This window comes from Labrys sp. (in: a-proteobacteria), assembly GCF_047605565.1.
Taxonomy (GTDB): domain Bacteria; phylum Pseudomonadota; class Alphaproteobacteria; order Rhizobiales; family Labraceae; genus Labrys; species Labrys neptuniae.
In genome coordinates this window covers 143,716-155,296 of record NZ_JASGFM010000003.1, presented here as the reverse complement: position 1 = coordinate 155,296, position 11,581 = coordinate 143,716, and the positions used below count along the sequence as shown (strand labels likewise).

Genomic DNA, 11,581 nt, shown 5'->3' with positions numbered 1-11,581 from the left:
TCATGACGATCCTTGCCCTGCAAAACGTCTCGAAGAGCTACGGCGCCTTGAAGGTGACGCAGGACGTCTCCTTCGCGCTGGAGAAGGGCGAAGCCCTGGGCATCATCGGCCCGAACGGCGCCGGCAAATCGACGCTGTTCAACCTCATTACCGGCAATGTGGACGTCGGCGGCGGCCGCATCATCTTTGAGGGCCGTGACGTCACCAGCACGCCGCCGATGGCGCGGTGCCTAGCCGGCGTCGGCCGCACCTTCCAAATCCCGCAGCCCTTCGACAAGCTCACGGTGTTCGAAAACCTGCTGGTCGCCGGCACCTTCGGCGCAAGCCAGTCGGAGAGCGAAGCCACCGACCGCTGCGCCGACATTCTGTGGCGAACCGGGCTTTCGCCCCGGGCCAACGACATGGCAGGTGGCCTCAGCCTCCTGCAACGCAAGCGGCTCGAACTTGCCCGTGCCCTCGCCACCCGGCCCACGCTGCTGCTGCTCGACGAGATCGCCGGCGGCCTCACCGAAGGCGAATGCGGCCAGCTCGTCGACACGATCCGCGCGGTGCACGAGACAGGCATCTCCATCGTCTGGATCGAGCATGTGCTGCATGCCCTGACCGCTGTCGTCGGCCGCCTGCTGGTGCTGGATTTCGGCAAGGTCATCGGCATCGGCCAGCCCGACGAGATCATGGCCTCCAAGGCCGTGCGCGAAATCTATCTCGGGATCGACGTGTGATGGCCCTGCTCGAAACAAGATCCCTCACGGCCTTCTATGGCGACTTCCAGGCACTGTTCGGCGTCGACATGGCGCTGGCCGAAGGACAGACCGTCGCCATCATCGGCGCAAACGGGGCTGGCAAGACGACGCTGATGCGCTCGATCGCCGGCGTGCTCAGGAACGCGGCCGACCAGATCAGGTTCGACGGACGCCCGATCGGCGATCGGGCCGCACCGGATATGCTGGCCTTGGGCATCGCCATGGTCCCGGAGGGCCGCAAGCTCTTTCCCTCGCTGAGCGTCGAGGAAAACCTGCTGATCGGCAAATATGGGCGCGCGGCCGAGGGCTTCTGGTCGCTCGATGCGATCTACGAGATGTTTCCGATCCTGAAGGAGCGCCGCCACAATCCCGGCACCGCCCTCTCGGGCGGACAGCAGCAGATGGTCGCCATCGGCCGCGCCCTGATGTCCAATCCGCGCGTGCTGCTGTGCGACGAGTTGAGCCTCGGCCTTGCCCCGGTCGTGATCAAGGACATCTACGCCGCCTTCCCGAAAATCCGCGACAGCGGCGCATCCATCGTCATCGTCGAGCAGGATATCGGCCAGGCGCTGAAAGTGGCCGACCATGTCTACTGCATGATGGAAGGCCGCATCACGCTGTCGGGCAAGCCCTCGGACATCAGCCGGGACCAGATCCACGCCGCCTATTTCGGAGCGCATGCATGAACCTCATCGACACGATCATTCAAGGCGTGTTGCTGGGCGGCCTGTACGCCCTGTTCGCGGCCGGCCTGGCGCTGGTCTTCGGCATCATGCGCCTCGTCAACCTGGCGCATGGCGACCTCATCGTCATGGCCGCATTCGCGATCCTGTTCCTGGTCTCATCGCTGGGCCTGAACCCGTTCCTGGCGGCGCTGATCGCCATGCCGCTGATGTTTGCCATTGGCTGGGCCCTGCAATATTTCGTGCTCAACCGGACATTGGGGCCAGACATCCTGCCGCCGCTGCTGGTCACCTTCGGGCTCTCCATCGTCATCCAGAACGGGCTGCTCGAGACCTTCTCTGCCGACAGCCGCCGGATCGCACTCGGCTCGATCGAAACCGCCTCGCTCAACCTGGGCTTCACCACCATCGGCGTGATGCCCCTCGTCACCTTTCTCTCGGCGGTCGGCGTGATCCTGGCCTTGAACCTCATCTTCTATCGCACGTCGCTCGGCCGCGCCTTCCGCGCCACCTCGGATGATCGCGTCACGGCCGGCCTGATGGGCATTCGCCCCGACGCCATCTTCGCCGTCGCGACAGGGTTGGCACTGGTGGTCGCCACCATCGCCGCGCTCTATCTCGGTGCCCGCGCCAATTTCGACCCGACCATCGGCCCGGCACGCCTGATCTACGCTTTCGAGGCGGTCATCATCGGCGGGCTCGGCTCCTTCTGGGGCACGCTCGCCGGCGGCTGCGTCATCGGCGTGGCGCAGGCGCTCGGCGCCAGCCTCAATCCGGAATGGCAGATCCTGGCCGGCCATATCGCCTTCCTGGCCGTGCTGCTGTTCAGGCCGCGTGGCCTGTTCCCCAGAGCCGTCGACTGAGGGGAGCCGAGATGAACCTGCAAGCCCCAACCGCCTGGAAAGTCGAGACGCGCACCCGCGCCTCCTCGATCTTCTTCCTCGCCGCGCTCCTGGTCGTGGCGCTCGGTTTCGCCGCACCCCTGTTTCTGCCGCGCAGCGGCATACAGGACCTGTTCTTCATCCTGACCATGCTGGTGCTGGCGCAATGCTGGAACCTCTTGGCGGGCTATGCCGGCCTGGTTTCGGTGGGCCAGCAAGCTTTCGTCGGCCTTGGCGCCTATGCCATGTTCGCCGTCGTCATCCTGTTCGGCCTCGACCCGCTGGTCGGCGTCGTCGCCGGCGGGCTGGCCGCCTTCCTGCTCGCCATTCCCACCGGGTTCTTCGTGTTCCGCCTGCAGGGCGCCTATTTTGCCATCGGCACCTGGGTCATCGCCGAGGTCGTGCGCCTTGCGATGGCGCAAGTGAAGACACTCGGTGGCGGCACCGGGACCTCGTTGCCCTCGCGCGCGCCCCGCGACATGGTCGGCGTCAATCTGGTTCAGAACCTCTTCGGCGTGCGCTCGGCCCAGGCCATCGATATTCTGTGCTACTGGCTCGCGCTGGCCCTCGCCGTCGCTTCGATCGTCTTCATCTATCGCCTGCTGCGCTCGCGACAGGGCCTCGGTCTTGCAGCGGTGCGCGACAACGCCCAGGCGGCCCGTGCCGTCGGCGTCGATGCGCTGAAGGTCAAGGCAGCGACCTATGTCATCGTCGCCTTCATCACCGGCCTCGCCGGCGCCCTGATCTACGTGCAGAAGGCGCGCATCTCGCCCGATGCGGCCTTCGCCGTGACCGACTGGACCGCCTATGTGATCTTCATCGTCGTCATCGGCGGCATCGGGTCGATCGAAGGACCGATCGTCGGCGTCATCGTCCTCTACATCCTGCAGAGCCTGCTGGCCGATTTCGGCTCCTGGTATCTGCTCGTCCTGGGCCTGATCGGCATCATCGTCATGCTGTTCGCCCCACGCGGCCTGTGGGGACTGTTTACCGAACGGACCGGCATTCAGCTCTTCCCGGTTCGCCGCATACTCACGCCCAGACAATCCGACAACTAGACAGGGAGAGGGAACATGGCCGACATCACCACAGACGTTCTCGTCATCGGCACCGGACCGGCAGGATCCGCCACTGCAGCACTGCTCTCGAACTATGGCATCGAGAACATCGCGATCAATCGCTATCGCTGGCTGGCCAACACGCCGCGGGCTCACATCACCAATCAGCGCACGATGGAAGTGCTGCGCGATCTCGGTCGTGAGGTGGAGGATGAGGCCTATCTGTTCGCGGCGCATCAGGAGCTGATGGGCGAGAACGTGTTCTGCACCTCGCTGACCGGCGAGGAGATCGGCCGCATGAAGAGCTGGGGCACCAGCCCGCATTCCAAGGCCGAGCACCTGTTGTCTTCGCCGACTTTGATGAACGACCTGCCGCAGACCTTCATGGAGCCGCTGTTGTTCAAGACCGCCTGCTCGCGCGGCACCCAGGCGCGGCTGTCGACCGAATATATAGCGCATGTGCAGGACGAGGACGGCGTCACCACCACCTGTCTCGACCGGCTCACCGGCAAGCAGTTCACCATCCGCTCGAAATATCTGATCGGCGCCGACGGCTCCAACTCCAAGGTGGCGGAGCATGCCGGCCTGACATATGGCGGCAAGATGGGTCTCGGCGGCTCGATCAACATCCTGTTCAAGGCCGACCTGTCCCGATATGTCGCGCACCGTCCCTCGGTGCTCTACTGGGTGGTGCAGCCGGGCGCCGATGTCGGTGGCATCGGCATGGGCCTGGTGCGTATGGTGCGCCCCTGGAACGAATGGCTGATCGTCTGGGGCTATGACATCAACCAGCCCGCGCCCAAGGTCGACGAAGCTTTCGCCACCAAGGTCGTGCGTGAACTCGTCGGCGATCCTGAGCTGGATGTCGAGATCGATCAGGTCTCCACCTGGACGGTCAACAACATGTATGCGGAGACGGTATCGAACGGCCGGGTCTATTGCATGGGCGACGCCATCCACCGCCACCCACCATCGAATGGCCTCGGCTCCAACACCTCCATTCAGGACGCATTCAACCTGGCCTGGAAGCTCGCTTTCGTGCTGAAAGGCCAGGCGGGCAAGGAGTTGCTCGACAGCTATCAGGCCGAACGCGCGCCCGTCGCCAGGCAGATCGTGACCCGCGCCAACAAGTCGATCGAGGAATTCGGACCGATCTTCAAGGCGCTCGGCCTGCTCGACTCGATCGATCCGGTGAAGATGCAGGAAAACATGGACGCCCGCTGCAATCCGAACGAGGCGGGCGAGGCCCAGCGCAAGGCCATCCGCGAGGCAATTGCCGCCAAGGTCTATGAGTTCGACGCCCATGGCGTGGAGATGAACCAGCGCTACCGGTCGAAGGCCGTCCAGCCGGACGGGCAGGAGGAGCCGTCCTTCCAGCGGGATGCCGAACTGCATTTCCAGCAGACGACATGGCCCGGCGCCCGTCTCCCGCATGCCTGGCTGTTCGGGGCACGCGGCGAAAAGACCTCGACGCTCGACCTCACCGGTCATGGCAAGTTCACCATCCTGACCGGTATTCGCGGGCAGGACTGGGTGAAGGAAGCCCAGGCCGTCGGGCAGGAACTCGGCCTCGACATCGCGGTTCACGTCATCGGGCCCCGCCAGAAATGGCAGGACCTGGCCGGCGAATGGGCGCGGGTCAGCGAGATCGAGGAGAACGGCGCCGTCCTGGTGCGCCCCGATCATCATGTCGCCTGGCGCGCCAAGACCTTGCCGACCAAACCGGACGCGGAATTGCGCCGCGTGCTGAAGGACGTCCTGGCGCTGGCCTGACACCGTCCCGTCAATTCCGGTCGGGTGGCCCGAGCGCGCCACCCTCCCCTTATCGACACCGGGCCAGCTCGGTGATCGCAAGCTCGAACGAGGTAAGCCGTGAGCTATTTTTCCGAAGACCATTCCATAGAAACGGTCAATGGCCGCATGGGCCGGGATATCGACCCGCGTCTCGCCATAGTGATGTCAGCCCTCGTCAAGCATCTGCACGCCTTCGCCAAGGAGGTCGAGCTGACGCAGGAGGAGTGGAATTTCGGCATCGATTTCCTCACCCGCACGGGACAGATCTGTTCGGGCGAACGGCAGGAATTCATTCTGCTGTCCGATACGCTGGGCCTGTCCATGCTGGTCGACACCATCAACAATCGCCGCCCCTCGGGCGCCACGGAGAATACGGTCTACGGGCCGTTCCATGTCGCCGATGCCCCGGTGCGCGAGATGGGGGCGACCATCACGCTCGACGGCAAGGGCGAGAGCTGCCTGTTCGAGGGCCGCGTGCTGGATCTGGAGGGCAACCCCATCGAGGGAGCGCGCGTCGATGTCTGGTCCGACAATGCCGACGGCTACTACGATGTGCAGCAGCCCGGCATTCAACCCAAAGGCAATAATCGCGGCATCTTCATCACCGGGCCGGACGGCAAATACAGCTTTATCGGCATCAAGCCGGTTTCCTATCCGATCCCGGACGACGGCCCGGTCGGCAAGATGCTGGCGGCAGTGGGGCGCCACCCCTATCGCCCAGCCCATATGCACTATCTGGTAACGGCGCCCGGGTTCAAGACAATCGTCACCCATACCTTCGTGGGCGGCGATGAATATCTCGAATCCGATGCCGTATTCGGCGTGAAGAAATCGCTGATCGCACCGTTCGACAGGCTCGAAGGCGAAAAGACGCTGTGGCGCTCACCTTTCGACTTCATCATGGCGCCCGACACGGCCGGAGCCTGAGGAGGATGGATCGAAGGGAGCAAAAAGCCGCACGGGTATATTGCTCACCCCTTCCGATCGCAAGCCACTGCCCGCGCCATAATTGCTTACGTGGTGCCGCCCCTCACCCTTACCCTCTCCCCGCAAGAGGCGGGGCGAGGGGGCGGCAAGCGTCGCGATCCACCTCGGGGCCGTCATCTTGCTCGATCGGTGGGCGAGATGACCGTTTTAGGAATGAAACAAGCGGCTGAAGTCCCCCTCGCCCCGCCTCTTGCGGGGAGAGGGTAAGGGTGAGGGGCAGTGCCGACCTTGACGGAGTGAGCAACCACCCCGCGCAGCTTCTTCGAGTAGAATCATATACAAAACAAATGTTTATCGCCAACGGCTACGATGTTTGATCCAGGCGTCACTGCATCGTTTTGCAATGACAGTGCTTGATCGGTCAGGCATCAATGCCATCGGCATGAAAGGAAAGAGCGCGCTCATGACTGAACGCGCTCTGCTTTCGATCTTTGTTAGCTAAAGGTCTGGATCGGCACGGGATCGGCCGCCTGTCAGAGCGGACTATTGGGCGAGATAGCCGCCATCGATCACCAGTTCCGCCCCGGTCATGTAGCTCGCTTCGTCGCTGGCGAGGAACAGCACGCCGTTCGCCACCTCGATCGGCTTGCCGGCCCGCTTCATCGGGGTAGAGGCGATGACGAAGGCATTGATGTCGGAGGCCTGCGCCTGGGTGAGTGGCGTGTCGATGAAACCGGGATGAACGGAATTCACCCTGATGCCGTCGGCGACATAGCTCATCGCCGCATTCTTGGTCATGTTGCGCACGGCGCCCTTGGTGGCGTGATAGGCATGGGCACCACCGACGGCGGCATTGCCCCAGATCGAGGAGAAGTTCACGATCGAGCCGCTTTTCTGCCGGCGCATGGCCGGCACCACCGCGCGCATGCCGAGAAACACTCCCGTCTGGTTGACGGCGATGACGCGCTGCCAGGCGGCAAGATCGAGTTCGTCCAAGGGCTCATAGGCGATGATGCCGGCATTGTTGACCAGGACGTCGATGCGGCCGTGCCTGGCGAGGATCGTATCGACGGTGCCGGCCCAATCTTCCTCGCGGCTGACATCGAGGCGCACGTTTTCCACGCCGGCGGCGTGCGGGTGATCGGGGCCGGCGATGTCGCCGGCATAGGTGATTGCGCCCTCGCGGGCGAAGAGCGTGGCAATCTCATAGCCCATGCCGCGGGCTGCACCCGAAACCAGGGCGACCTTGTCCTTGAGCCGCATGGCCCTTCCTCCTAAATTTGATCGTTAAGTCCAAAAGTAGACGTCCGACGCTACCGGCCAAGCCAGGGGTAGCGGGCACTGTCCTTCCCGGCGTAATCGGGATCGAGATAGATGAAGCAGCGCTGGATCTTCCAGTCGCGGATCTCGAAGACGTCGCACCAGCGCCCCGCACCCCAATCGGGCACGCCAGCTCGCCAGGGGCCGTCTGTGTGCTCGCCGTGGCTGGTGCCCTCACAGACGATGACGTCGCCGCCCGAAAACACCCAGTTGAAGGCGGCATAATGGTGGACGATGCTCTTCAGCGTGCCGCCGACATCGCCGAACAGGCGTCCGATTGCCTCCTTGCCGTCGGCGAGGCCCCATTTGGGGAAATAGACCTGCGCATCCTCGGCGAAGAGGTCGAGGATGGAGCCGCCATCCGAGGTCACGCCGGCCTTGTCGAAGGCCTTGAGATATTCGAGAGCGACTGATTTGCGCTGCTCGTCGGTCATGGTCTGCCGGGTCAGGGCCATCGGCGTTTTCTCCCTTGTCGATGCTTCATTCGGCTGCGATCTTGCCGACCGCCGTCTTGATCGGTTCGAGATGGGCTCGCCTTGCGGCAAGATAGGCGTAGGCCAGGATCGGGCCGAGCGTGCCGCCGCCGGCCCAATAGGCCCGCGCCGAGGCCGAGGCGACGCAATTGCCGACGCCGTAAAGGCCGGGGATCGGCTGGTCCTCGTCGTCGAGTACCTGCCCCTGCGGCGAGGTCTTCGGCCCACCCTTGGTATCGAGATTGCCGCCGCTCAGCAGCGCCGCATAGAACGGACCCGATTTGGCAATCGGATACATGGTCGGGTTCTTGCCGGCCGGCTCGGCCACCGGGCCGTTGAAGAGCTGCTCGACCGGCCGCTCCCCGCGCCGGAAGTCGAGATCCCGGCCGCTCTCGGCAAAGCCGTTGAAGCGGTCGATGGTGGCGCTCAGCGTGGCGGCGAAATCAGCGGAGAGGGCAAGGCCGCCAATATTGTCGGCGTGGCGGGCCAAGCGCTCGGCGATGCCGGCTGAGAGCCCTTCCAGCGTATCGGCCTTGACGACATGGGCATCATCGGCACCGGGCGGCACGATGAAGCGGCCATATTCGTCGCTGGCGCTGTGGTCCTGGCTGCGCTGGTCCCAGATCGCGAACAGCACGAGATTGGGATATTCGCCCTTGGCGGCATCCCATTGGAAGAAGGCCTGGGCGGATTCGTTGTAGGCCAGCTTCTCATTGGTGACGCGCCGGCCCTGCCGGTCGACATAGATCATCGAGTCTCCCGAGGGCGAGAAGGTGCCGATCAGGCCAGGATCACGATTGAGCGCCTTTTCCAGCACGATCGGGCACATCCAGGCATAGTTCATGTTGCGCAACTGCCCGCCCGCCGCCGCGCCGATCCGGACGAAATCGCCCTCGTTGGAAACGGCGGCGCAGCCGCCGAAAACCGGGGCGGCGAGGAAATTGCGCCGCATCTCGGCATCATGGGTAAAACCCCCGCTGGCGAAGATCACGGCCTTGCGAGCCCTCACGGTGGTCAGGCGCCCGTCGATGTCGGTTGCCTGCACGCCGTTCACCGCTCCGTCATCGCCTCGGGTGAGGCGCTGGACCCGCATGCCCGTGCGGATCTCGATGCCGTCGCGCCTGGCTGCAGCGGACATCGTGCGGATCGCGACCTCGCCGCCGTCGGACATGCTGTCCTTGGCGCCCTTGGGCAGCAGCACCCGGCCTTTCGGCGCCTTGTCCTCGCCGAACTCGGCCCAATAATCCGGCACGTCGGGGCAATGGCGATATTCGAGCGCGCCCTTCTCGGCCAGAAGCTCGGTCGCCGTCGAGGCGTTGTCGTAGAAGGCCTCGCACATGGCGTATTCCCATGGGTCGAGGCCGAAGGTCGGATGACCGGCGACATAGCGCTCCGGCCGCGCCAGGCGCGCCATGTAGCGGATGCAATCGGGTTTGGGGTCGGCAATGCCGAGCGCCTGCATCGCCTTGTTGTTGGGCACCCAGTACCAGAAGGCCGCCTTGCGCGTAGTGCCACCGAGTTCCGGCGCCTTTTCGAGCAGGACGACCTCATTGCCCTCCCAGCGCGCGAAGAGCGCGGAAGCGAGCCCGCCGGCACCGCCGCCGACCACCACGATATCGGTTTCGATATCGAAATCGGCCGCGGTCACCGGCTTGGCGCTGGCACGGGCCGGCAGTTTCATGGATGCAGTCATGCGCGTCCTCCCCTCTCCCGGCCCGCTTGAAGCGCTGGGCCGCCGAACATCGAGGTCTGTCGCGGACAAGCCGCTCGACCGTTGCGTACAGGCTGCCGGAAATCGGGCGCCGACGTCTTTCACGATCGGGGCGTTACAAAAACTGATCAGGTCAACGAAAAGACAAATGTGCGAATATCGTACAAAGGTGCGAATATTGCACCCGGCGCAATTTCCTGGCAGTATCCGCGCGTTTGAATGTAGCCGGTCCGGCATCAAGATCGGATGGCTGCCGGGAAGCGCTCGAAACGCAGGTGCGCCCGCGAGGGCACGCCGGATGGGGGACGCCATGGACACCCCGCAATGCCTCGCCGCCACGATGAACACCGGCGGCGCCCAAGCAGAATGCGCGCTCTGGCATCTGGAGCCCGCCAAGCCCTATCGGTTGTCATTCGAGAACGAGGCCGATGTGGTCTGCCTCCTGCTCGGCGCGATCGAGGCGAAGACGGGCTATGACGGGCGCAGCCCATCCGCGATGCGTTTCGATGCCCTGACGGCTGCCTTCCATCCCGCCGGCGGCCGCGTGGCGGTCGAGGCCAGCGCCGTGTCCGCGGGCTTTGCCGCCTTCCGCTTTGCGCCCGAACTCCAGCACAAACTGCTGGGCGCGGACTATCGCCTCGCCCCCATCCCCACCAGCATCGACAACATCGCCTCCCCATCGATTGCCGGCCTGGTGGCCTATGCGCGCACCCTGTTCAATGCCTCGTCGCAGCCCGACAGCATCGCCGTGGAGGCCGTTTCGCAACTTGCCCTGGTGGATGTCTTCCGCTCGCTGCGCGCATTTGCCAGCAGGACGGCATGTGGTCCACTTTCGGACCGCGAATATGCCCGTCTTCGCGAGCACATCGACGCCAATATCGCCGAACGGCTGAGCCTGGTCGAGCTGTCCGATCTGCTCGACCTGCCGGTGATCACATTGCGGCGTCGCTTCCAGCGCAAAGCCGGCCTGCCCCTGCACCAGTTCGTCCTGGAGCGGCGCGTGCAGATCGCGCAGCATCAGCTCACCGCGACCTCAGCGCCGCTGCGGGAGATCGCCGCCAGTTGCGGCTTTGCCTCCCAGCAGCACATGACGAGTGCCTTCAGCCGGCGGCTGGGGCTGACGCCGTTGGCATGGCGCGAACGCGCGCGAACGTGAACACGGGACTTGCTGCCGCGCCAGTCAGGCCAACACCTGCCGCAATTGCGCCTGCACATCGAGCAGGAGCGGCAGGACTTCCGCCTTCAGGCGCGCAGTGGAGGCCCGGGCGGCCTGGGCGCCGGTGTTCAGGGCCGCGACAACCCGCCCGCCCGTCGTGACGATCGGCACGGCGATCGAGCGCAGGCCGAGTTCGAGCTCCTGATCCACGAGGGCGTAGCCGCACCGGCGTACTTTTCCGAGCTCGGCCATGAGATCGTCGACATCGGTCAGTGTCCTTGGCGTCATCGCCGGCCGTTCGCTGCCCTCGAGCAAGGCCCGCGCTTCTTCGGGTGGCAGGGCGGCGAGCAGGACCCGGCCCATGGATGAACAATAGGCCGGCAAGCGGCTGCCGATATTGAGGGCGACAGACATCACCCGCTTTTGGGCAGCACGCGCGACATAGACTACGTCGCTCCCGTCCATGATGGCGGCGGAAGCGCTTTCCTGCGTGGTTTCGGATAGCCTTTCGAGGAAGGGCTGCAGGCGCCTTGGCAATGGCGCGGCGGAAAGATAGGCATAGCCCAGGCGCAGCACGCGCGGCGTCAAGGCGAACAAGCGGCCATCCGTGCTGGCATAGCCCCCCTTGAGCAGGGTAAGAAGGCAGCGACGCGCCGTTGCCCTGTCGAGTCCGGTCAGGCGGCTGACATCGGCGATCGAAAGGGCTTCATGGTCTTCGTCGAAAGCTTCGATGACCGAGAGCCCCTTGGCGAAGCCCCCCATCATGTCGCCATCCTTCTCCATTTTCGTCATAGGCACCCTCGTTCGAATATCGAACGTATACTCGACTATCGCA

Annotated in this window: 11 protein-coding genes; 7 read left to right on the top strand and 4 right to left on the bottom strand. The window is 64.5% G+C overall.

Features of this window, described 5'->3' with window-relative positions:
* Positions 1 to 2: 2 nt before the first annotated feature.
* From QM672_RS04505 to QM672_RS04480, 6 genes are all read left to right on the top strand, one after another.
* A complete protein-coding gene (locus QM672_RS04505; RefSeq protein ID WP_415080886.1) occupies positions 3 to 722 on the top strand; it encodes an ABC transporter ATP-binding protein in 720 nt (239 codons plus the stop codon).
* A complete protein-coding gene (locus QM672_RS04500) occupies positions 722 to 1,429 on the top strand; it encodes an ABC transporter ATP-binding protein (RefSeq protein ID WP_311937164.1) in 708 nt (235 codons plus the stop codon). Before QM672_RS04505 ends, QM672_RS04500 begins: the two co-directional genes overlap by 1 nt.
* Positions 1,426 to 2,289, top strand: coding sequence for a branched-chain amino acid ABC transporter permease (locus QM672_RS04495; protein WP_415080884.1), 864 nt, complete (start codon positions 1,426 to 1,428; stop codon positions 2,287 to 2,289). The genes QM672_RS04500 and QM672_RS04495 overlap by 4 nt, the downstream gene beginning before the upstream one ends.
* Before the next feature lie 11 nt (positions 2,290 to 2,300).
* Positions 2,301 to 3,365: a branched-chain amino acid ABC transporter permease gene (locus QM672_RS04490; RefSeq protein ID WP_415080882.1), complete on the top strand. Its 1,065-nt coding sequence runs from the start codon at positions 2,301 to 2,303 to the stop codon at positions 3,363 to 3,365.
* A gap of 15 nt (positions 3,366 to 3,380) precedes the next feature.
* Positions 3,381 to 5,138, top strand: coding sequence for an FAD-dependent oxidoreductase (locus tag QM672_RS04485; RefSeq protein ID WP_415080880.1), 1,758 nt, complete (start codon positions 3,381 to 3,383; stop codon positions 5,136 to 5,138).
* Positions 5,139 to 5,285: 147 nt separating this feature from the next.
* A complete protein-coding gene (locus QM672_RS04480) occupies positions 5,286 to 6,086 on the top strand; it encodes an intradiol ring-cleavage dioxygenase (RefSeq protein ID WP_311937514.1) in 801 nt (266 codons plus the stop codon).
* A 543-nt stretch (positions 6,087 to 6,629) separates the two neighbouring features.
* On the opposite strand, the gene QM672_RS04475 is transcribed toward QM672_RS04480, so the two are convergent.
* From QM672_RS04475 to QM672_RS04465, 3 genes are read right to left on the bottom strand one after another with little or no spacing between them, the layout of a single operon-like run.
* Positions 6,630 to 7,349 (bottom strand): SDR family NAD(P)-dependent oxidoreductase, encoded by a 720-nt coding sequence (locus QM672_RS04475; RefSeq protein ID WP_415080878.1) that lies wholly within the window; start codon positions 7,347 to 7,349, stop codon positions 6,630 to 6,632.
* Between the two features lie 50 nt (positions 7,350 to 7,399).
* Entirely contained in the window at positions 7,400 to 7,861 is a 462-nt protein-coding gene (locus QM672_RS04470; protein WP_415080876.1) for a nuclear transport factor 2 family protein, read from the bottom strand.
* 25 nt (positions 7,862 to 7,886) lie between these two features.
* Positions 7,887 to 9,572, bottom strand: coding sequence for an FAD-dependent oxidoreductase (locus QM672_RS04465; protein WP_415080874.1), 1,686 nt, complete (start codon positions 9,570 to 9,572; stop codon positions 7,887 to 7,889).
* A 328-nt stretch (positions 9,573 to 9,900) separates the two neighbouring features.
* Here QM672_RS04465 and QM672_RS04460 point away from each other — a divergent pair, with 328 nt between their 5' ends.
* Positions 9,901 to 10,746, top strand: a complete 846-nt coding sequence (locus QM672_RS04460; RefSeq protein ID WP_415080872.1) for a helix-turn-helix domain-containing protein — start codon at positions 9,901 to 9,903, stop codon at positions 10,744 to 10,746.
* A gap of 24 nt (positions 10,747 to 10,770) precedes the next feature.
* Here the strand turns inward: QM672_RS04460 and QM672_RS04455 are convergent, their stop codons facing one another.
* Positions 10,771 to 11,529 (bottom strand): IclR family transcriptional regulator domain-containing protein, encoded by a 759-nt coding sequence (locus tag QM672_RS04455; protein WP_367624894.1) that lies wholly within the window; start codon positions 11,527 to 11,529, stop codon positions 10,771 to 10,773.
* Positions 11,530 to 11,581 lie beyond the last annotated feature (52 nt).

Coding starts and splice junctions, on each gene's coding strand:
- QM672_RS04465 (WP_415080874.1), bottom strand. CDS start 9,572: ATGACTGCATCCATGAAACTGCCGGCCCGTGCCAGCGCCAAGCCGGTG.
- QM672_RS04460 (WP_415080872.1), top strand. CDS start 9,901: ATGGACACCCCGCAATGCCTCGCCGCCACGATGAACACCGGCGGCGCC.
- QM672_RS04490 (WP_415080882.1), top strand. CDS start 2,301: ATGAACCTGCAAGCCCCAACCGCCTGGAAAGTCGAGACGCGCACCCGC.
- QM672_RS04480 (WP_311937514.1), top strand. CDS start 5,286: ATGGGCCGGGATATCGACCCGCGTCTCGCCATAGTGATGTCAGCCCTC.
- QM672_RS04475 (WP_415080878.1), bottom strand. CDS start 7,349: ATGCGGCTCAAGGACAAGGTCGCCCTGGTTTCGGGTGCAGCCCGCGGC.
- QM672_RS04485 (WP_415080880.1), top strand. CDS start 3,381: ATGGCCGACATCACCACAGACGTTCTCGTCATCGGCACCGGACCGGCA.
- QM672_RS04495 (WP_415080884.1), top strand. CDS start 1,426: ATGAACCTCATCGACACGATCATTCAAGGCGTGTTGCTGGGCGGCCTG.
- QM672_RS04455 (WP_367624894.1), bottom strand. CDS start 11,529: ATGGAGAAGGATGGCGACATGATGGGGGGCTTCGCCAAGGGGCTCTCG.
- QM672_RS04470 (WP_415080876.1), bottom strand. CDS start 7,861: ATGGCCCTGACCCGGCAGACCATGACCGACGAGCAGCGCAAATCAGTC.
- QM672_RS04500 (WP_311937164.1), top strand. CDS start 722: ATGGCCCTGCTCGAAACAAGATCCCTCACGGCCTTCTATGGCGACTTC.
- QM672_RS04505 (WP_415080886.1), top strand. CDS start 3: ATGACGATCCTTGCCCTGCAAAACGTCTCGAAGAGCTACGGCGCCTTG.